Below are 23,863 nucleotides of genomic sequence, written 5' to 3'. Positions count from 1 at the left end.
CCCGGATCGGCCGGCATCATGTCGATGGCCGCGGCCCGGCTCAGAGGCCGAGCACCAGCCTGCCCCCGGCCGCGCGCGAGCAACAGGTCATCATCCGGTCGCCCGCCGCCCGTTCCGCGCGGCTGAGCACCTTGTCGCGGTGATCGACCGCACCGTCGAGCACGGCAACTTCGCAGGTTCCGCACAAACCCTCGCAACAGTCCGACGGCACGTCGATCCCGGCCGCGCGCAGGGCATCGAGCGCGGTCTCGCCCGGCCCGACGCGGACCGTGAGATCCGAGTCCTTCAGCACCAGGTCGAAGGCATGTTCCTTCTCGGGATCCAGCGTGGCCGCATCCGACGTGAAATGCTCCACATGCAGGGTGTTCTCGGGCCAGGCGGTGGCGCGGGCCTCGAGATCTTCCAGCAAACGCTCGGGTCCGCAGGCATAGACCTGTACCCCCGGGGGAAGATCGCCCAGAAGCGCGTCGAGATCCATGCGACGCCCCTCTGCCCGGGGATAGAGATGCAGCGCATCCCCGTGGTCGCGCGCCAGACGGTCGAGATAAGCCATGGAGGGCCTTGCCCGCCCGCCGTAATGGATCGCGTAGGGCTTGCCGAGCGCCTTGAGCCGATCCGCCATCGCCAGGATCGGCGTGATCCCGATGCCGCCGGCGATCAGAAGGTAGCGCGCGGCGGTCTCGTCCAGGTGGAAATGGTTCTTCGGCCCCGCGACGCGCACCTCGCTGCCCGGCGCGAGGGTGTCATGGAAATGGGCCGAGCCGCCCCGGCCCTGCGCTTCGCGAAGGATGGCGATTTCCAGGCGCCCTGCATCGTCCGGGGCCCCGCAGAGCGAGTACATCCGCGAGACCGCGCCGTCGGCCAGGTCGATATGCGACCCGGCGCTCCATTTCGGCAGGGCGCGGCCGCGCGGGTCTTCCAGGACGTAGGCCCGTACGCCGTCGGCCTCGTCGCGGATCTCGGCGACCCGCAGCCGGCGCGCGACCGCGGCCTGTTCGGGCGGGCCGATGGGAAAGCCGCGCGTGGCGCCGCGCAAAGCGGGATCGCGGCGCTCGGGGTTGTCTTCGGGAGTCCAGCGCACGCGCAGCCGCTGCGGCCCGCGGAACGACGTGTTCGGCAGGTAGCGCAGCGCCTGGTCCGGCACCAGCTCCATGTGGGGCAGCCGGCGGGTGAATTCCTCGAGGAAGATCCGCATCTCCATCCGGCCGATATTCTTGCCGAGGCACTGGTGGCTGCCATAGCCGAAGGTCAGGTGATCGGCGGTATTCGCACGGTAGATGTCCAGCTCGTCCGGGTTCTCGAAATGGCGCGGGTCGTGGTTGGCCGAGGCCTGCACGATCAGCAGTTTCGCGCCTTCGGGAATCGGCACGCCGCCGATGTCCGTGTCGCTGGTCGCGCGCCGGCGCCAGGCCACGACCGACCCCGCGTAGCGCAGGCATTCCTCGGCGGCGTTGGGGATCAGCGCGGGATTCCGGCAAAGCTCTTCCCAGGCATCGCGGTTCCGCAACAGCGCGTTGAAGGCGTTGAGAGAGGCATAGGACGTCGTCTCGTGCGCGGCGACCAGGATCGCCATCATCATCGAGTGCAGGTAGGAATCCGTGATGACGTCCGGGTATTTCTTCTGCTGGCGGATGGTGAACTGCATCCAGCCATCGCCGGAGGGATCGGCGCGCATCTTGTCGAGGATCCGGCCCGCGGCCTGCCAGAACCGCCCCACGGACTCCGCGACCGCGAGTTGCTCCTCGGGGGCCGGGCGCCCCCAGGTGTTGACGGTATGAGCCGCGGAGAACTGCTTGAGATCCTCGATGTCGTCTTCCGAAACCCCGAGGAAATGGAGCCCCACGACCAGCGGAATCTCCCAGAACACGTCCTCGACGAGATCGGCCTCGCCCCGGTCGATGATACGGTCGACCGCGCGGCGGGTCAGGTCGCGGATCATCGGTTCGTGGCGCGCGAGGTTCTCGGGGGTGAAGGACTCCAGCAGCGCCCGGCGCCGTTCCATGTGATCGGGCTCGTCCTCGTTCACCAGGGTCCGGTTCAGCTTGTAGCCGTATCCCTTGAGGATCTCCTCGGCCTCCTTCGGCGCCGGGGTGATCTTTTCCAGCGCGATCGACGGCGAGAAGGTGATGTTGTCGCGGAACACGGCCTTCACGTCGTCGTAGCGGCTGACCACCCAGTAGCCAAGCTTCGGGCTGTAGAAGACCGGCTCTTCCTCGCGCGACCAGCGCAGCGCCTCGGCCGGGTCGAGCTGGTAGGGCCGGTCGAAGGGATCGAAGGCCGCCGCCCGGGGCGAGACCGGGCAGCCGTTCGGCGCCGACCCGGAAGCGGGGCAGCCGGCCGCGGCGGCGGCGTCCGACTGGGGCTGGGCGGGGGCGTCTGTCATTGCGCACTCTCCATGCGGGTCCGCCGGCGCCGCGGCCGGGGCCGGGGCCGGTGTGATCTGTCGGTTGTGCGCTCTGCGCACAGTATGCGCGTTATTGGTAACTTTCTCGATGATCCGAAGTCAAGCCGGCTCGACCCGCGCCGTCAAATCGCCTAGCGTCCAGCCGGCACCGGAGGTGGAGACGCACGCGCATGAACACCCTTCAGACCCTGGATCGTGGCCTCAGCGCCCTTGAAATCATCGCGCGGCGGCGCGACGGGATATCCATCGCGGACCTGTCCGAGGAGCTGGGCATCCACCGGGCCGTGACCTATCGCGTGGTCGCCACGCTCGAGGCCCATGGCCTGGCGACCCGCGGCGGGACCGGGGCGATCCGGCTGGGCGCCGGTGTCATGGCGCTGGCCGGCCGTTTCCGCCCGCAGCTGCGCGCCATTGCCCAGCCCTTCCTGGGGAAGCTGGCCGCGCGCACCGGTGCCACCGCCTTTCTCTCGGTGGCCGAAGGCGAGGATTGCGTGGTGATCCTGGTCGAGGAACCCGAGGCGGGCGTGCTGCGGGTCGGGTACAGGACGGGCAGCCGCCACCCGCTGTCGCGCGGCGCGGCCGGGATCGCGATCCTCTCGGGCCGCCCGCCCAGGCAGGACGACCCCCCGGCGATCCTGCAGGCCCGGGCGGACGGATACTCGGTGACCCGCGGTCAGATCCAGCAGGGGGCGATGGGCGTGGCGAGCCCGCTGCGGGACATGACGGGCGCCGCACCGCGGCTCGAGGCGGCGATCGGCGTGGTAACCATCGGCGATCTCGACGTGGCCCCCGCGGCGGAGGCCGTGAAGGCCGGCGCCACGGAATTGTCGGACCTGCTGCTCGACGGCACCCGCGCCGTGGGCTGATCGGCGCGCCATCCTTTCGGAGGGCGGCCATACCCGTTTCGCCGTATGGAGCACCGCCGGAACTGCGACGTAAGCTGGGCGCGTGTGTTTTCACACGGATCGCGCCGGACTGTTCCCGGTTTCCAGGTGCTACGGCGCGGTTCCCCTGCGTCCGATGCCGGTGGCCATCCTTGCACCGGCCGGACGATCCTGCGGATCAAACTGGCATCGGAGCGTACGCTTCGATGCCTTTTTTGACCGAAAACTCCCGGGGAACAGGGCACCGCGGCGGGTCAAGGGCCCCGCCTGCCCCCTGTCACCGGCGCCTTACTTGCAGGTGGCGTTGCCTACGTTCTTGCTGTTGCCCTTGCCGTTGTTGCCACAGTTTTCGGCAACCTCTTCGGCTTCGGAGTCGTTGCCGCTGTTGCCGTTGCCGTTGCCGCTGTTGCCGTTGCCGCTGTTGCCGTTGCCGTTATCGCTGTTGCCGTTGCCGTTATCGCTGTTGCCGTTGCCGCCGCCGTTGTCGTCGTCGTCGTCGTCGCTGTTTCCGTTGCCGCCGCCGTTGCCGCCCGACGTGTCGTCCTGGTCACCAGCCCCACCGGCGGCAGGTGCCTCGACGGAAGGGGTCGACCAGACCATGCTTCCGCTGATGCCCTCCCATTCCTCAGTCACCGTGTCGGAAAACCCGTTCACGGCCACCAGCCCGGCCACGGCGATCCCGCCCAGCATGATCACGTATTCGGTCAACGAGGTGCCGTCCTCGCGGCGCCAGAAATCCTTGAACGACATTCCATCGATTCCTTTTCGTTTCGAAATACCCGCTGGCGACCAGAAAGATCGACCTACAGAATCGTTCGATAACTTAGAGAATTGGTTAACGATCAGAACCCTATCCTTCGGGTGTATTTTTCCCTTCGGATAGGGGCGCTTACCGGAACGCGGCCGACGCCGCGCCCTACTTCAAGACGTCGATGCTGACCGCATCCGCGGCGCGCGAGGCCGATACGTCGGATACGCTGGTCACGATGATCACCGCGAGCGCGCACAACACCGCCGTGAGAATGACCCAGTCGACCGTGACCGCGCCGCTTTCGCTGCGCGCAAAGCTTGATTGTTCGTTCCGTTTCATGACGACACCCCGTCCTGGTTAAATGATCCTTGCGGCGCACACTCGCCGCGAAATCGGGCGAAAACTTGGTTCGGAGAGCCGAAAAACCGTTTCAATAGAATGGCTTGTAAAATCATTTGGATGGTTACAGACCATTCGGACGCACCCGTTGCCCCGATCGGGTGGGGTGGCGGTGCCGGTCCGCCCGGTTCCCCGCGCGGAATCGGGGCGCGCATGTCATAATGATTGAATGACAATGCCGGTTTACGACCGGGAAAAAGACATAAATAACCTGCATAGCATAGAAGTGATATCAGTAGACCGAGGACGCATTTCTTTATGTCCGATCAAGACGACAGCTTTGACCGCCCCTTCGATGCCGCCCCCACCCGCGTGCTCGTGGCCGACGACGATGCGCTTGTGGGCGATATGCTGGCGCTTTACCTCAACCGCCAGGCCAGCTTCGCCGCCGCGACCTGCAAGTCGCTGGGCGAGATGGACAGCCTGATCCGCCGGGACGGCGTTTTCGATCTCGTCCTGCTCGATTACGGCATGCCCGGGATCCGCGGCATCAACGATGTCACGCGGGCGATCGGGATGAACGCCCCCCACCCCGTGATCCTGCTCTCGGGCAATATCTCGCGGGCCAATGTGCGGGCGGCGATTTCCTCGGGGGCGCGGGGCTTCATCCCAAAATCCCTTCCGCCACGGACGCTGGTCAATGCCGTGAACCTCGTCCTGTCGGGCGAGACGTTCCTGCCGTCGTGGTTCCATGACGAAAGCGACGGCGCCGCGCACCGGCACGGCCTGCCCGGGTCGCTGACCCCGAAAGAGCGGGACGTGCTCGCGGGGCTCTGCGAGGGCATGTCGAACAAGGAAATCTCCATCCAGCTCGACATCAGCCTCGAGACGGTGAAGATGCATGTCCGCAACCTCATGAAGAAACTGGGCGCCAAGAACCGCACCCATGCCGTGCTGATCGCGCTGGAGCACCGCCAGAACCTCTGACCGGGCGGGCTCAGGCGCTGTCGGTGCCCTCGGTCTCGATCTTGAGCGGCGCGCCGCAATGCTTGCAGTGGATCGCGTCCGGATCGTGCCGCGTGAGACCGCAGTCCGGGCATTTGTAGTGCACCTTGGACGGCTGGAAGATCGCCCGGGCCAGCTGCACGAAAAGCGCGACGCCCACGACCATGATGAACACCGACAGCAGCTTGCCCTGCGGCGTGGTCATGGTGATGTCGCCGAACCCGGTGGTGGTCAGCGTCGCGACCGTGAAGTAGAGCGCGTCGATATAGGCGGCGGGGCCGGTCTGGTCCTCGAAGGCCAGGACGAACACGAAGGACGTCGTGACGAAGACGAAGACGAACAGGTTCACCGCCGCGTAGACCGCCCCTTCGTGGAGGCGGAAGAACCGGCTCTCGCGGCGCAGGTCGCGGATCAGGTGATAGGAGTGGATCAGGCGCAGTCCGCGCAGGATCCGCAGGAAGGCCAGTTCGCCGCTGAAGAAGGGCGCAAACAGCAACGACGCCACCACGACGATGTCAGCCAGCGTGTAGACCCGCAGCAGTTCGCGCCGGCGATGCTCGGAAATCCAGAGCCGCGCCGAGAGATCCAGCAGGATCATCACGCCCAGCGCCGCGTTCACGAGCGTCACCCACCCCGTCTGGGGCAGCGCGGCGGTGAAGATGAAGAAAAGGATCGTGGCCGCGTCGAAGGTGATCAGCGCGTAACGGAACCGCCGGGCCTTCTGGCTCCGGCCCGTGTAGAGCAGGCGGATGGCACGGTGCAACTCGTCCATGTCCCTTCCCTACCCGATCCCGTTTCGGGTTGGCGAGTCGGTTTCGCCCAACGCCGCCTTCCCGGGGCGCGCAGGCCACGACCGGCCGCCGTGACGCGTCTGCGGCACCCGCCGTTCCCCGCCGTCGCGCGGGGGCCGCAGGCTTCCAAAGTAAATTAGTCAGGTTTTCCTTGAAATCTGCGTGTCGGCTGTTATCAGACAAAAACACTAAGGAATGAATCACGGGAGATCCTCATGACCCTGACGACAAGAACCTCGGTTCTGGCGCTCACCATCGCCAGCCTCGCCGCCCCGGCCTTCGCCAATGGCGAACTGAACCTCTACTCGTCGCGCCACTACGATACCGACGAGCGCCTGTATTCCGATTTCGAGGACATGACCGGCATCACGATCAACCGGATCGAGGGCAACGCGGACGAGCTGATCGCCCGCATGCAGGCCGAGGGCCGCAACAGCCCGGCCGACATCCTGCTGACGGTCGACACCTCGCGTCTCGAGCGCGCCAAGGACGCGGACCTCCTGCAATCCGTGGCCAGCGACGTGCTGGAGCAGCGCATCCCGGCCTATCTCCAGGACGAGGACAACCAGTGGTTCGGCTTCAGCCAGCGGGCGCGGATCATCTTCTACGACAAGGCCGACGTGGCGAACCCGCCGCAGAGCTATGTCGATCTCGCCGACCCGGCCTATGAGGGCATGGTCTGCCACCGCTCGTCCACCAACGTCTACTCGCAGACGCTGCTCTCGTCGATCATCGAGAACCACGGCGAAGAGGCCGCGCGCGACTGGGCCGCGGGCGTGGTGAACAACTTCGCGCGCGATCCGCAGGGCGGCGACACCGACCAGCTGCGCGGTCTCGTCTCGGGCGAATGCGACATCTCGATCTCGAACACCTACTACTTCGCCCGCGCGCTGCGGAAAGACGTCGAAGGCCTGTCGGACAGCACCGACACGATCGGCTGGGTCTTCCCCGCGCAGGACGCCGAGGGCGCGCATATGAACCTGTCGGGCGGCGGCGTGGCCGCGCATGCGCCGAACCGCGAGAACGCGGTCGCCTTCCTCGAATACCTCGCCTCCGACCAGGCGCAGCAGTACTTCTCGGCCGGCAATGACGAGTATCCGGCCGTGCCGGGCGTGGCGATCAGCGAGTCCGTCGCGCAGCTCGGCATGTTCAAGCCCGACGATGTCGATCTCGGTGCGGTCGCCGACAACGTCGCCACCGCGCAGCAGATCTTCAACGAGGTCGGCTGGGAGTAAGCCCGGCCCCCAAGCGGCCTTGCGGGGGCGCGGTCCATGCGGACCGCGCCCTTTTTCCGTGCCCGCGCTACTTGCGATGCAGCGCGACCTGCCGGCAGAGCAGGATGACCGGCAAAAGCCCCACGGCCACGATCACCAGGCTGGGCACCGCCGCCCCGTCGAGGCGTTCGTCCGAGGCCAGCCTGTAGGCCTGAACGGCGAGGGTGTCGTAATTGAAGGGCCGCATGATCAGCGTCGCCGGCAGCTCCTTCATCACGTCGACGAAAACGATCAGCGCGGCGGTCAGCAAGCTGGGCGTCAGGATCGGGACATGCACGCGGCGCAGCAGGCCGAAGGCGTTCAGGCCAAGCACCCGGGCCGCGGAGTCGATATTCCCGCTGATGGCGCTGATCCCGCCCTCGTAGGCGCCGATCGCGGCCGCGAGGAAGCGGATCATGTAAGCGACGACGAGCAGCCAGATCGAGCCCGTGACAAGCAGGCCCGTGGCGATGCCGAAGGTATCCCGCATCCAGGCGTCGAGCGTGTTGTCGAATGCCGCGAAGGGCACCAGCAGCCCGACCGCGATCACACCGCCCGGCACCGCGTAGCCCAGGCGCGCCGTGTAAAGCACCGTGGACGAGGGAACGCCCGGCCGCATCCGGTTGTAGCTGCCCACGATCACGGCCGCCGCGACCGTCACCAGCGCGGTCGCGGTCGCGAGCGTCAGGGAATTGCCGATGAACCCGATATACCGCCCGCTGAACAGGTTCTGTTCCGAGCCGATCGCCATCTCCGACAGCGCGACCACCGGAACGATCACGCCGAAGAGAACCGGGACGAGACAGGCCGCCAGCGCCGCGCCCGCGCGCGCGCCGCGCAGCTCGATGCGGGACATCGTCTCGACACGCCGGCCGTAGTCGTAGCGGGCCCGACCGCGATTGGCCCGCTCGAGCCCGGCCAGCAGCAGCGCAAAGGCCAGCAGCCCGAGCGAGATCTGCGCCGCGGCGGCGCGGTCGGCCATGGTGAACCAGCTCGTGTAGATGCCGGTGGCGAGGGTCTGCACGCCGAAATAGGCCACCGTGCCGAAATCGGCGATGGTCTCCATCGCGGCGAGCAGGACACCGGCCATGATCGCCGGGCGGGCCATGGGCACCGACACGCGCAGGAACGCGCCGAATGGCGACTGCCCCAGCGCACGCGCGGCGTTGAACGTCGAGGCCGACTGCGCGACGAAGGCCGCGCGCGCCAGAAGGTAGACATAGGGATAGAGCACCAGCGTCAGCATCGCCGCCGCCCCGCCCAGCGACCGGATCTCGGGAAACCAGTACTCGCGCGGGCCCCAGCCCATCACCTCGCGCAGCGTCGACTGCACGATGCCCGGGTGATCGAGGAGATGCGTATAGGCATAGGCCAGCACGTAGGCCGGGAAGGCGAGCGGTATGACCAGCGCCACTTCCAGCAGGCGCCGCCCGGGAAACTCGGTCATGATGACGAGCCAGGCCGCGCCGGTGCCGATACAGAAGGTGCCGATCCCGACAAGCACCACCAGCGTGGCCGTCGCAGCCATGTAGCGCGGCAGAACCGTGTCCATCAGATGGGCAAGCGTCTCGCCCGTGCCGCCGAGGGCCGCGAAGAGCACGCCCAGATGCGGCAGGACACAGATCAGCGCCAGCAGCGATGCAATCACCACCATGACGCGGTCCGCCGATATCCGGCGCTGCCGCGGTGTCGCGTCCGCCCCCATCATGACCGGCCAGCGCCCTCTCGGCCCGTCGGCGTGGCGGTCCTGCGGCACGGCCGGTGCGCAGACGACGCGCGGCATTCGGTCGTGAAGTGCATCTTCGTTGGGTGCCCCGGGCTGATATCGGATATCCTGACTCTGCGGACCGGCGCCGCCTGGCAGCGATCGCGCAAGCGGATGCACCGTGACCAAGGCGCCCGGGAATGTCAATGTTGAGCAAAACGCTCGGATGAAGCGCGGCGTCGCACCGGCCCGCCCGCGGCAGGGGCGGCACCGGGGCGCGACGCGCGTCCCTGCGCCCCCCGGGCACCACCTTTTCCGCCATTCGCCGACCGGTGCCGCGCGGCACCGATTTTCCGGCGCCAACCCACTTGACGCCCCCGCGCGCTTCGCTTACCTACCGCCTCGCTCTTGGCGGAGTAGCTCAGTTGGTTAGAGCAGAGGAATCATAATCCTTGTGTCGGGGGTTCAAGTCCCTCCTCCGCTACCATCGCCCACCTGGACATGCCGTGGCGCCCCTGTTTTCACGGGGTCTTGCACCGCGCGGGGCGTCGCCCGCCCCGCCGTCGCAACCGGTCTTCGTTGTCCCGGCACCGAAGGCGACGGGACCCCCGGTCATCGCGCCGCGGACGCGGTCACGGGTCGCATGCCGCGGTGACGATGATTTCCACTTTCAGATCGGCCCGCGCGAGCCGGGCTTCGCCGCAGGCCCGCGCCGGGGCATGGCCGTCCGGCACCCAGGCATCCCAGACCGCGTTCATTTCGTCGAAATCCGCCATGTCGGCGAGCCAGACGATCGCCTGCAGGATCCGCTCGCGGGACGAGCCGGCCTGCGCCAGCAGGCCATCCACGCGGGACAGGCAATCCCGGGTCTGCTCGGCCACGCTCTGCCCGGCGCCGACCTGTCCGCAAAGATAGGCCGTCCCGTTGTGCTTGACGATCCGGCTCATCCGCGGACCGGGGTCGATACGTTCTATCATCTCTGTCCTCATCTTCCGTCCACGGCCATGACGGCGGGATCCTCCGCGGGGGGTTCCTCCATCGCCGCCAGTTCACCCAGCGTCACCGGCTTCAGCGGGGGGCGGATCCGGTAATAGCCGGTCTCGTCCATGCCCTGGCCGGTTTCCGCGGCGAGGATCGACACCACGGTCAGGCCGCAATATCGCCCCTGGCACGGGCCCATGCCCGGCCGGCCGAACGCCTTGGTCTGGTTCGGTCCCTTGCAGCCGAGCGCGGCGTACCCGCGGATATCGCCCGCCGTCACCTCTTCGCAGCGGCACACCACGGTCGCATCCGCAGGCTGCAGCGCCGCGGCATAGGGCGGATAGGCACGATCGAGGAACGGGCGCACGGCCAGTTCGCCGCGCAGCGCCGCGCGGACAGGCGCGGCCGCGCGGTCGCGCGCATCGGCGCTGATCCGGTCCAGGTCCCGCGCGGCCTCGAGGGCGGCGAGACGGCCGGCCTGCTCGGCCGCCTTGGCGCCGCCGATCCCGGCGCCGTCGCCGGCGATGAACACGTTGGGAATCTCGGTGCGCCCCCAGGGGTCGGTCTCGGGGACGAAACAGGCCTGGGCCGCATTCCACCGGTGCGGGATGTCCAGCGACCGCGCCGCCTGCATGTTGGGCACGACGCCGTGATGGAGGAACACCGTCTCGCAGGCGATCCGATGCCGCTTGCCCCCCGCGACGAAAGACAGCGCCTCGGCCCGGTCGGTGCCCGCGACGGCGATGTCGGCGGCAGCCGTGTAGCGCGGAACGCCGGCGCGCCGGATTTCGGCAAGCATGGACAGCCCCTTGACGAGATAGCGCCAGCCACGCAGCGCCCCGGCAAGATGGCGCAGGGCGGCGACGGTATCGCGCCGGGACTGGGTTTCGACCAGCGCAAGCGGCGGCGTCCCCGCGCGCACCATCTGCGCCGCGATAAGGTAGAGCAACGGCCCCGATCCCGCGAGCACCGCGCGCCCGGCCACCACGCCGGATTCCTTGATCAGGATCTGCCCGGCGCCGGCCGTCATCACCCCCGGAAGGGTCCAGCCCGGCACCGGCATGGGCCGTTCCAGCGCGCCCGTCGCCAGCAAGACCCGGCGGCCGTGCACGATCGCGCCACGTCCATCGACGGAATAGGCGACGGCGCCGTCGGGCGCGATCTGCCAGACCGTCGCCCGCGTCACATGCGTGATCGACGGCTGCTCCAGCCCCGCGGCAAGCGGCAGCCCGGCGCTGTAATCCTGCCCGAGGATGTCGCCGCGCCGCGCCGCGCTGCGCGTGACATCACGATAGATCTGGCCGCCGGCCCGCGCCTGCTCGTCGAGGATGACGACCGAAAGCCCCGCCTCGGCCGCGGTTGCGGCCGCGGCCATCCCGGCCGGGCCGGCCCCGATGACGACAAGGTCAGCTTGCATCGGCGCTCTCCGCGGTGGCGGGACCGGCGCGCAGGATCTCCAGGCCTTCCTCGACGGTGAGGAGGCAGGCCTGGCGGGTCACGCCGTCCACCTCGACCAGGCAATCGAAACAGGCGCCCATCATGCAGAACGGCCCCCGCGGCGCCCCGGAAACCGGCGTGTGCCGGAACACGGGCACGCCGGCGGCGAGCAACGCCGCGGCAAGGTTCGCCCCCGCGGGCAAGGAGAGATCGGCACCGTCGAGCCGCACCGTGACGCGCGCGGCATCCGCGTCGATCTCATGAAACGGCGAAGCGGTCTTCACTGAATACCTCCAGATCCGGCGCGTCCCCGGCGCCTTCGAGCCAGGACGGCAGGATGTGCCCGTGCACCGCCGCGAGGGTTATGCCGCTGTGGCAGGTGACGAGATACGCCCCCGGCGTTGTGACGCTTTCCTGGTAGATCGGCAGGCCGTCGGGCGACATGACCCGCAGCGCCCCCCAGCTGCGCACGAGTTGCGCGCGCCCCAGCACCGGGTAGGCGGCCACGGCCTCCGCGGCGAGACCCGACAGGCCCGGCTGGGTCACGCTGTCGTCGAGCCCCACCTCCTCGTTCGTGGCCCCGATCTGCACCCCGCCTTCGTCCACCTGTCGGGCAATCAGCGAGGGCCGGTTGATGAACCTGGGCAGCTTTTCAGTGATCATGACCTGCCCGCGCTGCGCCCGGATCGGCGCCTTGAAGCCGAGCTTCGGTCCCAGCTCCATCGCACCGAGACCAGCGGAGAGAACCACCTTCCCGGCCTCGACCGTCGCGCCGTCCGCGCAGGTGACCCGGAAGGCGCCGTCCCTCTTCTCGACATCGGTCACGGTCTGCCCGGTGATCACGCGCCCGCCCCGGCGCCGGACATCGTCGGCCAGTGCCAGCAACAGGCGCAGCGGGTTCGCATGGCCGTCCTGGTGATGCAGGATCGCCCCGACCACCTTGGGCCCGATATGGGGTTCTTCCTTCCTGAGCGCGTTGTGGCCCAGCACCTCGAACGGATAATCTCCGCCGAGCTTCGCCTTCAGCGTCTCGTATTTCTCGACGGTCTGCTGCAGGGTCTCTTCCGAGAAATGCAGATCGTAGCCGCCTTTCTGCTCCAGCCCCAGGTCGCGGCCCGTCGCCTCGCCCAGTTCGGCGGCGAAGTCGCCCCAGGCGGCGGCGGATTGCTGCGACCAGCGCGCGTAGCGCGGCTGGTTCATGCCCTTGGACTGCACCCAGACCAGGCCGAAATTCCCGCGGCTGGCGCGGAAGGATCCGTCGCCCCCGTCCAGCACCGTCACCGAGCGGCCGCGCCGGAGCAGACCCCAGGCGACCGACAGGCCGACGACACCGCCGCCGATGATGGCGTAGTCCGAAAGCATTCAACCTCGCAGGCCTGAGTGGCGCCTCTGCCGGGACGGCCCGGAAGCCGCCCCGCGCAAGCCGGCTTACTTGCCGATCTCGTCGAGGATGGACTGGCCCCATTCTGCGCCGACATCCTGCAGGACCTCGGGCCAGACATCGGCGCGGACCTTCTCGGCCATGGCGGCGAGCTGCGCGTCGGAGAGTTCGACCACGTTGGTCCCGAGCTCATCCGCGAGCCGCTGCTCCCATTTGCCCTGGTCGGCCTCGGCCACTTCCCAGCGCGTCGCCTCGAAATCGGCGGCGGCCTGGGTCAGCGCGTCCTGGTCCTCGGCGTCGAGCTCGGAAAGCGCGCTGTTGGAGATGATCATGTACCACACCTCGAAATGGGTGTTGGCCGGGATATAGGCCTGGGTCACGTCGCGGAAGGACGCGTAGTAGCCCTCGGCACCGGAGCCGATCACCCCGTCGACCACGCCGGTCTGGATGGCGGTGAAGGCCTCCGAGAACGGGATCGGCGACGGGATGTAGCCCAGCGCCTGGCCGGTCAGCTGGAAGCTCTTGATGCCGGGGACACGCACCTTGATCCCGTTGGAGTCCGACGGGTCGCCCGGGTTCACCGGCTCGGTGTTCAGCGAGATGCCGCCGAAATAGACCGGGTAGGCGGCGAGCATGGTGATGTCCTGCTCGGCATAGAGATCGGCCATCACCTCGCGCACCGGCCCGTCGGGGCCGTAGATCGCGCGCGCCTCGTCCCAGCTGTTGGCCAGGTAGGGGAACGAACTGATCTGCATCCGGCGATCCGCCCCGGTGGCGGCGGGCTGCGTGGCCATCTCGATCGCGCCGACCGAGACGCGCTCTTGCACCGTCGTGTAGTCGCCCAGCGCCGAGGCCGGGAAGATGTTGATCGAAACGTCGCCGTCCGTCGCGGCGCTGACGTTTTCCGAGAACGCGCGCAGTTCCTTGTCGATCGTGGCGTCCTGCGGGCGGACATGGCTCATTTTCAGGTCGGCCGCGTCAGCGATGCCGCCGAAGGCCAGAAGGCCGAGCGCGGCCGTGCCGAGAAGCATGTGTTTCATCTTGGGTCTCCTTGTTGGATGCTTGGTCTTGGGTTGGTGGTCGGGTCAGTAGCCGAACAGCCGCGGCAGGAAGAGCGACAGGTCGGGCCAGAGCGAGGTCAGCAGCACGACGGGCACGTAGCCGGTCAGGATCAGCAGCATGGCCGGCGGGATGACCTTGGTGACTTTCACGTTGCCGATCCGCGCGCCGAGGTAGAGGATCGAGGCATAGGGCGGCGTCACGCCGCCCATGGCCGTGTTGACGCCCATGATCGCGGCGAACTGCACCGGGCTCACGCCGATGGCGTTCATCAGCGGCAGCAGCAGCGGCGCGATCAGGATGATCGCGGTGACGTCGTTTACGACCATGCCCACGAGGAAGAGCAGGATGTTGATCAGGATCAGCAGGATCACCTTGTTCTCGGTGATCTCGAAGATCGAGCTGACGATCTTCTGCGGGATCGCCTCGTAGACGAACATCTGGCTGAGGATCATCGAGAACAGGATCATCAGCATGATCGCGCCGACGGCGGTGGCGGCCTCCTTGCCGGCGGCAAGGAACGTGCTCAGGTCGAGGCCCTTGTAGATCAGGAAGCCCACGGGCACCGCGTAGATCACCGCGATCGCGGCGGCCTCGGTCGGTGTCATGATGCCGCCGTAGATACCGCCGAGGATGATCACCGGCATCAGCAGGGCCGGCGCGGCGTAGGTGCCGCGGCGGGCGACATCGCCGACCAGCCCGGTGAAGCTGGGCTTTTCGTCGAGCACCAGGTTGAACTTGCGGCTCATCCAGAGGTTCATGAGCGAGAAGTTCATCATGATCAGCAGACCCGGCCCGGTCGTCGCCAGGAAGCAGGCGAGGATCGAGGTGTCGGTGACCCAGCCATAGACGATCATGGTGACCGAGGGCGGGATCAGCAGGCCGAGGATCGAGGAGTTGGCGATCAGCGCGGTGGCGTATTCGCGCGGGTAGCCGCGCTTTTCCATCTCGGGGATCAGGAGCGGGCCGACGGCCGCGATGCCGGTCAGGCCCGAGCCCGAGATCGCGCCGATGATGGCGCAGCTGACCGCGGCGACGACGCCGAGGCCGCCCCGCACATGGCCTATGAAGGCGTTGACGAATTGCAGCAGCGAGGCCGCGATGCCGCTGGCCGACATGATCGTCCCGGCCAGAACGAAGAGCGGGATCGCCAGCAGCACGGGGTTGCCGAGTTGCTGGAACCCCCAGAGCATCATGCCCTTCATGGTCACGCCGCCGGCGAAGTACATCACCATCAGCGCGCCGCCGAAGCAGTAGGGCAGCGGCACGCCCAGCGTCAGGAAAATCACGAGGACCGCGATGGCGAGAAGGGCGATTTCGATCATCTCACGGCCCTCCGGCGCAGGTCCTTGATATGGCCGTACATGTTGATGGCCGTGTAGAGCATCATCAGGGCGAGCCCGATGACCAGCGCCACGTCCGAGTAGAAGGTCGGGATGTAGAGCGTCGGGCTCTCCTTCCAGACGCGCCAGGCGTACCGGGTGAAGTCCCATGCCCAGCTCAGCAGCCAGAGACCGACGACCAGGCTTATGACCTCACCGACGATCGCGAGGATGGTGTGCTGGCGATCGGTCTTGAGAAAGATCTCCAGGACATTCGCGCGGATATGGGTGTTCTCGCGGGAGGCATTGACCGCGCCCAGGATGTAGAGCCAGAGCGTCGGATAGAGCATCGTCTCTTCCAGGCCCATGACCGGCACCTGCAGGATGTATCGCGTGACCACCTGCACGAACTGGCCGAGCGCCACGATGCAGATGAGCGTCGTCAGGAGATATTTCGCGAAACGGTCCATGTCCCTCCCCGGTCGCGGCGTTTCGACCGCTGACGAAGAGCTTGACGCGCCGCACCCTATAAAATCAAATTCAAAAAAATGCTGATCTCATAGATTTTCCTTATGGAGGCGCCGTGAACCTGTCCATCCGTCAACTGATGACCTTTCGCGAGGTCATGCGCAGCGGGTCGATCAGCCAGGCCGCCCGGACCCTGGGGCGCACGCAGCCCGCGGTCAGCGCGATGATCGCGAGCCTGGAACGCGAGCTCGGCTTCCGGCTCTTCCATCGCGAGCAGGGCAAGCTGCTGCCAACGCCGGAGGCCCGGTTCTTCCTGGAGGAAGCCGAGGAGATCCTGTCCCGGCTGGAACAGACGAAACGGACATTGGCCGGCGTCGCCTCGCTCGAGCGCGGGCGCCTGCGGGTCGCCTGCCACCCCGCCGCCTCCGGATTCTTCATGCCGCGGGTCCTGACCGGCTTCCTGTCCGAGCGACCGGACGTCGAGGTCGCGCTGATGATGCGCTCGTCGCGCGTGATCGAGGAACTCGTCGCATCGCAGCAGTTCGACGTCGGCTTCGCGGAAACCCCGCGGCCGAGGGACGCCATAAGCCAGACCGATTTCGACCTGGAATGCGTCTGTGTCCTTGCCGCCGATGACGCGCTGGCCGGGAAGGCGATCATCAGCCCGGCCGATCTCGACGGGGCGGACCTCGCCATGCTATTTTCCGAGCACGAAACCTTTCAACAGACCCGCAAGGCCTTCGACGACGCCGGCTGCAGCTTTCGCCGGCGCTTCGAATTGCAGACGTTCCTGCCGGGGCTGCAGTTCGTGGCCTCGGGGATGTGCTACATGATCTGCGACATGATCACGGCACACGGGTTTCTCCAGCGCGGCGATGCCGACATGCCGCTCGTGTTCCGGCCCTTCCGGCCGCGCATCAGCAGCAGCATCTCGATCCTGAGACCCGCGCATCGCCCCAGCTCCGCCCTGGCCGACGCATTCTGCGCGTGCATTGCCGGGCAAATCGAACGGATGCGAAACGATATCGAGAGCGGTCGGCGGAATTGACGCCGCGGAAAACGCCTTGACGATCCGGCCCGCTTTTCGGAACGTCTGGGCGATCGAACGAAAGCGGGGCAGGCATGCCTTTCGGCCGCGCCAACGGAGAGACTGCATGAAGTACCGGGTTGCCCCAGCGCTGGCCCTTGTCCTGGCACTGGGGGCCTGTGCGTCCGGGACAGGCTCCGATACGTCGCGGAACGCCCTGATCGAGGAGCTGCCGGAAGCGGTGCGCGCGCTCGCCGCGCCCCACCAGGACCTGACCGCCGTTCGGTTCGGGCCCGAGGGCCGGTGCTACTGGTATCGCCACGAGGGTCCGGTCGAGACGACGTTTCTGCCGCTTCGCACGCGGGCGGGCCGGCCGATCTGCGCCCGTCCCGCCGCCCCTCCGGCCGAAGAGGCCTGACGCCCGCGGATCGCCGGCGCACGGCGTCCCCGCCTGACCTGGTCAGGTGCTGGCGGTGACCGCGTCTTCCGCCGGGTGGAGATGCGCCGTCGTGCCCAGCTCGACCTGGTCGTAGAGCCCGATGATGTGGGCCATCACCATCCGCACGCAGCCGGAACTGGCGCGCCCGCCCACGGACCCCGGGTAAGGCGTTCCGTGGATGCGCAGATAGGTGTCCCGGTTGCCTTCGTAGAGATAGAAGGCCCGCGCCCCGAGCGGGTTCTCGGGGCCGCCGTCCACGCCGTCTTCGTACTTGGCGTAAACCTCCGGCTCGCGCCGGATCATGTTCTGCGTCGGGGTCCAGCCCGGCCACTTCGCCTTGCGGCGAATGGTGTAGACGCCCGCCTCGTAGAGACTGCCGCGCGCGATGGCCACGCCGTAGCGCATGGCGGTGCCGTCGCCCTGGATATGGTAGAGATAGCGCGCGATGGCATCGACGTGGATGTCGCCGGGGGTCAGCCCGTCTTTCGCCTCGACGCGCCGCGGCAGGAACCGGGGCTGCAGCCCCCAGGGATTCGAGGTTCCGGGATCGTAATCCGCAGGCGTGACCTGCGCGTCCCATGCCTTCCATTTCGCGCGCAACGAGGTCGGCGCCGCCCATACCGACGTGGCGACCGGCTGCGAAAACAGCGCCGCCGAGGTCATGATGAAGTGTCGCCGGGTTACCATGGTCGCCCCTCCAGCCGGACTACGTCGATACCGATACCGCGCGCACCGCGCGCGCCCGGGAAATCGCAACTTTGGTTAAGCCATCGGCCGCCGCTGGTCCAGTCACGTCGGCGTGGGGTTGCCGCCACGGGCGCCCCCCGCGCGGGCGTGCCGCGGCTGGCGGTGGCGGACATGGAAATCGAGCTTGGGGAAATTCATGTTCGATGGTATTATCATTTTTGCAATTTTATGCGTCCTTTTCTCAATTTTTTGAAACAAATACATACGAATAGGCATATATGGAATTTCTCACCCTGATCGCCCAGCAGGATTTCGTCGTGATTGCCGGTTACGCGGGCATTCTCGGCGTGATCGTCTATCTCGGTGCTTATTTCGCGCTTCAGATCGGCTGGATCCGGGGCCAGAGCTTCATCTACCCGTCGCTCAACCTCGTCGCGGCCGCGCTGGTGCTGACCAGCCTGATCACGAATTTCAACCTCGCCTCGGCCATCATCCAGATCAGCTTCATCCTCATCAGCCTGATCGGCCTGGTGCGCATGGCCCTCGGCTCGTTCCTGGTGCGCTTCAGCGACGAGGAGAAACACTTCCTCTCGAGCAAGTTTCCGTCCCTGCGGGGGCAGCGCGCGCGACAGTTCCTCGATGCGGGCACCTGGCGCAACCTGGAGCCCGGCACAATCCTGACGCAGGAAGGCACGCCGTCCAAGATGGTCAGCTACGTCGCGTCAGGTTCCGTCGACATCTCGTCCGGCGAGCAGCTGCTCTACAAATACGGCTCCGACATCCTGGTGGGCGAGATTTCCTGCCTTGCGGGCGCACCGTCGACCGCCACGGCGATCGTGACGAAGCGCACCCGCGTGTTCTGCATCGGAAGCGAGAAACTCCGCCGCATGGTCGCCCGCGATGCGGAACTGCGGCTGAACGTCGAAGCCGGGTTCTCGCGCGACATCCGCCAGAAGATCATCCGCAAGAACGCCACCTTCCGCGAGTTCATCGAGGCGTCGACACGCAGCCCGCTGCTTGGCCCGTCCGGCGAGATGCCCGGACGCTGGAGCCATGGCCGGCACTACAATCACGCGGCCCGGCTCCACAGCTGAGGCAGGCCTGTTCCGCATCCGCCAATCCCGTAGAGTTCCCCAGTGAACGGCATCGTCACGGGAAAGGACCGGAGCATGAGCACATTCGACGAAGATCTCTTCATGAAAGGCCTCGCGCAACGCAAGGCGACCCTCGGCGCGGATTACGTCGCGCAGAACCTCGCCGCGGCCGACGACTTCACCCGGCCCTTCCAGGAGGCGATGACCGCCTGGTGCTGGGGTTTCGGCTGGGGCGACTCGGTGATCGACGCCAAGACGCGCAGCATGATGAACCTCGCCATGATCGGGGCGCTCGGCAAGATGCAGGAATGGGAAGTGCATTGCCGGGGCGCCGTGAACAACGGCGTCAGCCGCGACGAGATCCGCGCCATCATCCACGTGATCGGGATCTATTGCGGGGTACCGCAGGCGCTGGAATGCTTCCGCGTCGCGCGCAAGGTTCTCGACGCGGATTGATCCTGCGCCCCGTCGTCAGGCGCCGGCGCGCCGCGCGCCGAGGCGGCCGGCGACGCGCTCGCCCAGCACCAGCATCGCCGGCGTCACGATGAGCGTCAGCGCCGTGGCGACCAACAGGCCGCCGGCGATGGCGCTCGACAGTTCGGTCCACCACTGGGTGGAGGGCGCGCCGTAGACCACCTCGCGGCGGAAGAAGTCCACGCTGACCCCGATCACCATCGGCATCAGGCCGAGCGCCGTGGTCACCGTCGTCAGGACCACCGGCCGCAGGCGCTGCGAGCCGGTTCGCAGTGCCGCCTCGAGCGCCCCGGCGCCCGCCCGGCGCAGGTCGTTATAGGTGTCGATCAGCACGATGTTGTTGTTGACCACGATCCCGGCCAGGGCGATCACGCCGATCCCGCCCATGACCACGCCGAAGGGCCGGCCCGTCACCAGCAGCCCGAGCAGCACCCCGGCCACCGAGAAGATGATCGCGCTCATCACCACCAGCGCCTGGTAGAAGCTGTTGAACTGCGTCACCAGGATCGCGAACATCAGCCCGATGGCGGTCAGGAAGGCCAGCACCAGGAACGACTGCGCGTCCTGCTGTTCCTCGGCCTCCCCGGCGAAGCTCCAGCTGATCGCGTCCGGCAGCGCCGCGCCCTCCAGCGCCGCGCGCAGGGCGGTGATCTGGTCGTTGACCAGGAGCCCCGGCGCGACGTTGGCCTCGATCCGGACCACCCGGTTTTGATCGATGCGGCGGATCGTGCCGGTACGCGGCGCCGGCTCGAAGCTCACGAAATTGGCGATGGGCACGAGCCCGGCGCCGGTCGGCACGCGGAGACTCTGCAAATCCTCGAGCGTGCGCTCGCCGGCGGGGAAGCGGACCCGGATATCGACCGATCCCTCGGCGTCCGCGGGGCGGTAGTCGGCCACGGTGATGCCCCGCGTCAGCAGCTGCACCGCCTGGCCCAGCAGGCTCGCATCCGCGCCGAAGCGCGCGGCCTCGCTCCGGTCGAGGCTGAGCCGCCATTCCACCCCGGGCAGGGGGCGGGTGTCCGTGACGTCGGTGAAGCCGCCGATCTTCGTCATCTCCGCCAGCGCGGTCTCGACGGCCGCGTCGCGCGCATCGTCGGACCGGGCGCGCAGTTCCAGCTGCACGGGCTTGCCCTGGGTCGGTCCCTGCGACTGGGTCTGGACCTGCACCTCGATGCCCGGGATCGCGGCCATCTCGGTGCGGATCCGGTCACCGATTTCGGCGGCGGTGCGGCGCTTGTCCCAGTCGACGAGTTCCAGCTGGAGACGGCCCAGCACCTCTTCCTCGTTGCGCCGGTCGGCGGTGGAGCGGGCATAGACGTTGCGGATATCGTCATAATCGAGCAGGCGTTCCTCGACCGTCCGCACCAGCGCGTCGCGCTCGTAGATCGAGAAGTTGTCGCGCCCGCGGACGGTGACCTGCATGAAATCGGGTTCCACCTCGGGAAAGAAGATCACACCGCGACCGAACTCGGCATAGGCGCCGAAGGCCCCGATCAGCAGCGCCACGGCCAGCATCAGCGTCGCCACCGGGCGCAGCAGCGCGCGCTCCAGGAACCGCGCATAGGCGCCCGTGATGCCCGGCGCCCGCCGCGGATCGCCGTTTTCCGCCTCGTGAAGCGCCGCGCGCGCGGCCGCGTCCTGCGGCTGGCGCCGCCCGATCAGCCGGCCCGTCACCGGGATGAAGATCAGCGCCATGAACAGCGAGGCGGTCAGCGTCAGGATCACGGTGATCGGCAGGAATTTCATGAACTCGCCCACGACGCCCTCCCAGAACAGGAGCGGCAGGAACACGCTGAGCGTCGTCGCCGTCGAGGCGATGATCGGCCAGGCCATGCGCTTGGCCGCGGCCGCGTAGGCCAGCCGCGGCGGGGTGCCCTCTTGCAGACGGCGATCTGCAAGCTCGGTCGTGACGATGGCGCCGTCCACCAGCATTCCCACCACCAGGATCAGCGAGAACAGCACGACGATGTTCATCGTGTAGCCCATGGCATAGAGCACCGCGACACCCGACAGGAACGCGCCGGGGATGGCCAGCCCGACCAGGATCGCGGGCCGCACGCCCAGCGCCCAGATGATCACGATCATCACCAGGATCACCGCGGCGATGACGTTCGACTCGAGATCGTCGAGGATGGTCTGGACCTGCTCGGCCTGGTCCTGGAGGTAATCGATCCGCACGGTGGACGGCCAGTCCGCGCGGCTCTCGGCGACGACCCGTTTCACCGCGGCGACGGTCTCGATGATGTTGGCGCCCGCGCGCTTCTTGATCTCGAGCGCAAGCGCCGGCTGCCCGTTGATCCGGGCGTATCCGTCCGGATCCTCGAAGGTGCGCCGCACCGTGGCGACATCGGCGAAGGTGACGACCGTGTTGCCGCGCACCTTCACGGGCAGTTCCATCACGTCCTCGACGTTCTCGATCAACCCCGGCACCTTCAGCACGATCCGGCCCGCCCCGGTCTCGATCGCGCCGGCCGCGATCAGGCGGTTGTTGCGGGTGATCTGGCCGATCAGCTCGTCGAAGGAGATGTTGTAGGTCTCGAAGACCGTCGGATCGATCAGCACCTCGAGCAGCGCGTCGCGCGCGCCGCCGATCTCGACCTCCAGCACGCCTTCGAGCGCCTCGACGTCATCCCTCAGCGCTTCGGCCAGGTCGTTCAGCGCGCGTTCGGGCACCGGCCCGGACAGCACCGCCGTCAGGATCGGGAAGAGCGCGGTGTTGACCTCGTTGACGCTGGGATCGGTCGCGTCCTGCGGCAGGTCGGTCCTGGCGCGGTCGACGGCCTCGCGCACGCTGTCCAGCGCCTCGTCGGAGTCGAAGCCGGGTTCGAATTCCAGCGTGACCGACCCGAAGCCCTCGCCGGCGCTGGCGCGCATCTCCTTCAGCCCCGACACCGAGGCCAGCTCGGTTTCCAGCGGTTCGACCAGCAGCCGCTCGCTGTCCTCGGGCGAAATGCCCTCGAGCGTGGTGACGACATAGATGGTCGGGATCGGGATCTCGGGCGTGCTTTCCTTGGGGATCGCCACATAGGCATAGGCCCCGGCCGTCAGGATGAAGACCAGCGCGAGCGCCACGACTCGGGCGCGCGAGAAGGCGGCGTCGATCAGGCCGCTCATTCGGCGCCTGCGCCGGTATCCGGCGCCGCGGGTGGCGCCCCGCGCCGCGCCCCGGTCCCGAGCGCGTCCTCGGGGCGCGGATCGACGGTTTCGCCGTCGCGCACGAATCCCTGGCCCACGGTGATGATCCGGACCTTGTCGGGCAGGCCCGACACCCAGACCCCGTCGGTCTGGGCGCGCAGGATCTCGACGGGCCGGAAGACGACGCGATCCTCGGGGTCCACGGTCTTGATGCCGAGCCGCCCCTCGGCACTAAGCGAGAGGATCGCGGGCGACAGGAAATGCGCCCTCGCCTCGCCCGTCGGCAGGCGCAGCTCGGCGCTGACGCCGGCGGGCACCGCCCCGTCGGCATTCGCGACCTCGACCTCCGCCGCGAAGGTCCGGGTCTCGGGATCGGCGGCGGCCCCGAGGAAGGTCAGCCGCCCGGTGCGTTCCTCGCCGGTGATGAAGCGCACCGCCGCCTCCTGCCCCTCGGAGAGACGGCCGCGGGCCTGCTGGGGCACCCGGAAGGTCACGGTCAGCGGATCGCTGTCGACGACGCGCCCGATCTCGGCGCCCAGGGCGACGAATTCCCCGGGCTCGATCGCCAGCGACTCGAGCCGCGCGGCGAAGGGGGCGCGCAGCGTCGCGTTCTCGACCGCCTCCTGCGCGGCCGCGACCTGCGCTTCGGCCGCCGCGAGCGCCGCGCGGGTGTTGGCCACGCGATCCACCGTCGCCACGCCGCGGTCGAGCAACGTCTCGGCATTCTCGAAATCCCGCCGCGCCCGCGCGAGTTCGGCCTCGGCGCGGTCGCGCTCGGCGGCACGCTGCGCCAGGCCGATCCGGGCGATGACCTGGCCGGCCTCGAGCATCGCGCCCTTCTCGGCCAGCACCTCCGCGACCTCGCCGCCGGTCTCGGCGCGGATCGCGGTCATGCGATCGGGCTGTGCCTGCCCCTCGGCCACGAAATACTGCGTGATCTGCTCCGCCGCCGAGGGGCGCACCGCGACGGCCACCGGGCCGGGATTGCCCGCCACGGCGCCGTCCCCCGCCTCCTCGGGCGCGGGAAACAGAACCCCGCTGCCGAGCCACGCCGCGAGCACGACGACAAGCGCACCGGCGATCCAGCGCGACCGCCCGGCGCCCGGATCGCTCTCGAAGGTGAGGGTTTCACGTTCTGGGGGCGCACTCGTCCTGTTCATCGCGGTCTCCCGGCACTGGTCTCACCCGCATAGATAACAGCCCCGCGCGCAACGCCAACAGCCCCCT

22 protein-coding genes and 1 tRNA gene are annotated in these 23,863 nt (G+C 67.9%); 8 read left to right on the top strand and 15 right to left on the bottom strand.

Going from position 1 to position 23,863, the window contains the following annotated elements; translation table 11 throughout:
- Window positions 1-40: 40 nt before the first annotated feature.
- Complete coding sequence (locus tag ACQ5SP_RS09640; RefSeq protein ID WP_430938145.1) at window positions 41-2,383, bottom strand: cytochrome P450/oxidoreductase; 2,343 nt, start codon at window positions 2,381-2,383, stop codon at window positions 41-43.
- Window positions 2,384-2,574: 191 nt separating this feature from the next.
- Here ACQ5SP_RS09640 and ACQ5SP_RS09635 point away from each other — a divergent pair, with 191 nt between their 5' ends.
- Complete coding sequence (locus tag ACQ5SP_RS09635; protein ID WP_430938144.1) at window positions 2,575-3,270, top strand: IclR family transcriptional regulator; 696 nt, start codon at window positions 2,575-2,577, stop codon at window positions 3,268-3,270.
- A gap of 306 nt (window positions 3,271-3,576) precedes the next feature.
- On the opposite strand, the gene ACQ5SP_RS09630 is transcribed toward ACQ5SP_RS09635, so the two are convergent.
- Together ACQ5SP_RS09630 and ACQ5SP_RS09625 are read right to left on the bottom strand one after the other, a co-directional pair.
- Window positions 3,577-4,038: a Flp family type IVb pilin gene (locus ACQ5SP_RS09630; RefSeq protein ID WP_430938143.1), complete on the bottom strand. Its 462-nt coding sequence runs from the start codon at window positions 4,036-4,038 to the stop codon at window positions 3,577-3,579.
- A gap of 166 nt (window positions 4,039-4,204) precedes the next feature.
- Window positions 4,205-4,378: a hypothetical protein gene (locus ACQ5SP_RS09625; RefSeq protein ID WP_430938142.1), complete on the bottom strand. Its 174-nt coding sequence runs from the start codon at window positions 4,376-4,378 to the stop codon at window positions 4,205-4,207.
- Window positions 4,379-4,696: 318 nt separating this feature from the next.
- Between ACQ5SP_RS09625 and ACQ5SP_RS09620 the strand changes: the two genes are divergently transcribed.
- Entirely contained in the window at window positions 4,697-5,365 is a 669-nt protein-coding gene (locus ACQ5SP_RS09620; protein ID WP_430938141.1) for a response regulator transcription factor, read from the top strand.
- A 10-nt stretch (window positions 5,366-5,375) separates the two neighbouring features.
- Here the strand turns inward: ACQ5SP_RS09620 and ACQ5SP_RS09615 are convergent, their stop codons facing one another.
- Window positions 5,376-6,155, bottom strand: coding sequence for an ion channel (locus ACQ5SP_RS09615; RefSeq protein WP_430938140.1), 780 nt, complete (start codon window positions 6,153-6,155; stop codon window positions 5,376-5,378).
- Window positions 6,156-6,389: 234 nt separating this feature from the next.
- Between ACQ5SP_RS09615 and ACQ5SP_RS09610 the strand changes: the two genes are divergently transcribed.
- Window positions 6,390-7,409 carry an extracellular solute-binding protein gene (locus ACQ5SP_RS09610; RefSeq protein ID WP_430938139.1) on the top strand — a complete coding sequence of 340 codons (1,020 nt, stop codon included), beginning with the start codon at window positions 6,390-6,392 and terminating at the stop codon, window positions 7,407-7,409.
- Between the two features lie 67 nt (window positions 7,410-7,476).
- On the opposite strand, the gene ACQ5SP_RS09605 is transcribed toward ACQ5SP_RS09610, so the two are convergent.
- Window positions 7,477-9,081: an ABC transporter permease gene (locus ACQ5SP_RS09605; RefSeq protein WP_430938170.1), complete on the bottom strand. Its 1,605-nt coding sequence runs from the start codon at window positions 9,079-9,081 to the stop codon at window positions 7,477-7,479.
- A 461-nt stretch (window positions 9,082-9,542) separates the two neighbouring features.
- On the opposite strand from ACQ5SP_RS09605, the gene ACQ5SP_RS09600 reads away from it, so the two are divergent.
- Window positions 9,543-9,619, top strand: a tRNA-Met gene (locus ACQ5SP_RS09600).
- Between the two features lie 145 nt (window positions 9,620-9,764).
- Here ACQ5SP_RS09600 and ACQ5SP_RS09595 read toward each other — a convergent pair.
- The 7 genes from ACQ5SP_RS09595 to ACQ5SP_RS09565 all read right to left on the bottom strand — a co-directional run bounded on the left by ACQ5SP_RS09595 (window position 9,765) and on the right by ACQ5SP_RS09565 (window position 15,782).
- Complete coding sequence (locus tag ACQ5SP_RS09595) at window positions 9,765-10,109, bottom strand: RidA family protein (protein WP_430938138.1); 345 nt, start codon at window positions 10,107-10,109, stop codon at window positions 9,765-9,767.
- A gap of 8 nt (window positions 10,110-10,117) precedes the next feature.
- On the bottom strand, window positions 10,118-11,530 hold the full coding sequence (locus tag ACQ5SP_RS09590; protein WP_430938137.1) for an NAD(P)/FAD-dependent oxidoreductase: 1,413 nt from the start codon (window positions 11,528-11,530) through the stop codon (window positions 10,118-10,120).
- Window positions 11,520-11,834: a (2Fe-2S)-binding protein gene (locus ACQ5SP_RS09585; protein WP_430938136.1), complete on the bottom strand. Its 315-nt coding sequence runs from the start codon at window positions 11,832-11,834 to the stop codon at window positions 11,520-11,522. The genes ACQ5SP_RS09590 and ACQ5SP_RS09585 overlap by 11 nt, the downstream gene beginning before the upstream one ends.
- Window positions 11,809-12,912 (bottom strand): NAD(P)/FAD-dependent oxidoreductase, encoded by a 1,104-nt coding sequence (locus ACQ5SP_RS09580; protein ID WP_430938135.1) that lies wholly within the window; start codon window positions 12,910-12,912, stop codon window positions 11,809-11,811. The genes ACQ5SP_RS09585 and ACQ5SP_RS09580 overlap by 26 nt, the downstream gene beginning before the upstream one ends.
- A gap of 66 nt (window positions 12,913-12,978) precedes the next feature.
- Window positions 12,979-13,971, bottom strand: coding sequence for a TRAP transporter substrate-binding protein DctP (dctP, locus tag ACQ5SP_RS09575; protein WP_430938134.1), 993 nt, complete (start codon window positions 13,969-13,971; stop codon window positions 12,979-12,981).
- 45 nt (window positions 13,972-14,016) lie between these two features.
- Window positions 14,017-15,315, bottom strand: coding sequence for a TRAP transporter large permease (locus ACQ5SP_RS09570; RefSeq protein WP_430938133.1), 1,299 nt, complete (start codon window positions 15,313-15,315; stop codon window positions 14,017-14,019).
- The gene (locus ACQ5SP_RS09565) at window positions 15,312-15,782 is read right to left on the bottom strand and encodes a TRAP transporter small permease (protein ID WP_430938132.1); all 471 of its coding nucleotides are present in this window, start codon (window positions 15,780-15,782) and stop codon (window positions 15,312-15,314) included. The genes ACQ5SP_RS09570 and ACQ5SP_RS09565 overlap by 4 nt, the downstream gene beginning before the upstream one ends.
- 113 nt (window positions 15,783-15,895) lie before the next feature.
- On the opposite strand from ACQ5SP_RS09565, the gene ACQ5SP_RS09560 reads away from it, so the two are divergent.
- On the top strand, window positions 15,896-16,828 hold the full coding sequence (locus tag ACQ5SP_RS09560; RefSeq protein ID WP_430938131.1) for a LysR family transcriptional regulator: 933 nt from the start codon (window positions 15,896-15,898) through the stop codon (window positions 16,826-16,828).
- A 106-nt stretch (window positions 16,829-16,934) separates the two neighbouring features.
- The gene (locus tag ACQ5SP_RS09555; protein ID WP_430938130.1) at window positions 16,935-17,225 is read left to right on the top strand and encodes a hypothetical protein; all 291 of its coding nucleotides are present in this window, start codon (window positions 16,935-16,937) and stop codon (window positions 17,223-17,225) included.
- Between the two features lie 42 nt (window positions 17,226-17,267).
- Here ACQ5SP_RS09555 and ACQ5SP_RS09550 read toward each other — a convergent pair whose 3' ends face one another.
- Window positions 17,268-17,933, bottom strand: coding sequence for a L,D-transpeptidase (locus ACQ5SP_RS09550; protein ID WP_430938129.1), 666 nt, complete (start codon window positions 17,931-17,933; stop codon window positions 17,268-17,270).
- Window positions 17,934-18,211: 278 nt separating this feature from the next.
- Between ACQ5SP_RS09550 and ACQ5SP_RS09545 the strand changes: the two genes are divergently transcribed.
- Both ACQ5SP_RS09545 and ACQ5SP_RS09540 read left to right on the top strand, forming a co-directional pair.
- Window positions 18,212-19,027 (top strand): Crp/Fnr family transcriptional regulator, encoded by an 816-nt coding sequence (locus ACQ5SP_RS09545; RefSeq protein ID WP_430938128.1) that lies wholly within the window; start codon window positions 18,212-18,214, stop codon window positions 19,025-19,027.
- A 75-nt stretch (window positions 19,028-19,102) separates the two neighbouring features.
- Window positions 19,103-19,483, top strand: a complete 381-nt coding sequence (locus ACQ5SP_RS09540) for a carboxymuconolactone decarboxylase family protein (protein ID WP_430938127.1) — start codon at window positions 19,103-19,105, stop codon at window positions 19,481-19,483.
- Window positions 19,484-19,498: 15 nt separating this feature from the next.
- On the opposite strand, the gene ACQ5SP_RS09535 is transcribed toward ACQ5SP_RS09540, so the two are convergent.
- Window positions 19,499-22,615 (bottom strand): efflux RND transporter permease subunit, encoded by a 3,117-nt coding sequence (locus tag ACQ5SP_RS09535; RefSeq protein ID WP_430938126.1) that lies wholly within the window; start codon window positions 22,613-22,615, stop codon window positions 19,499-19,501.
- The gene (locus ACQ5SP_RS09530) at window positions 22,612-23,796 is read right to left on the bottom strand and encodes an efflux RND transporter periplasmic adaptor subunit (RefSeq protein ID WP_430938125.1); all 1,185 of its coding nucleotides are present in this window, start codon (window positions 23,794-23,796) and stop codon (window positions 22,612-22,614) included. The genes ACQ5SP_RS09535 and ACQ5SP_RS09530 overlap by 4 nt, the downstream gene beginning before the upstream one ends.
- Window positions 23,797-23,863: the final 67 nt, after the last annotated feature.

The organism is Rhodovulum sp. YNF3179 (assembly GCF_050586465.1).
GTDB lineage: Bacteria > Pseudomonadota > Alphaproteobacteria > Rhodobacterales > Rhodobacteraceae > CAJXYS01.
This window is presented reverse-complemented; position numbering and strand designations above follow the sequence as displayed.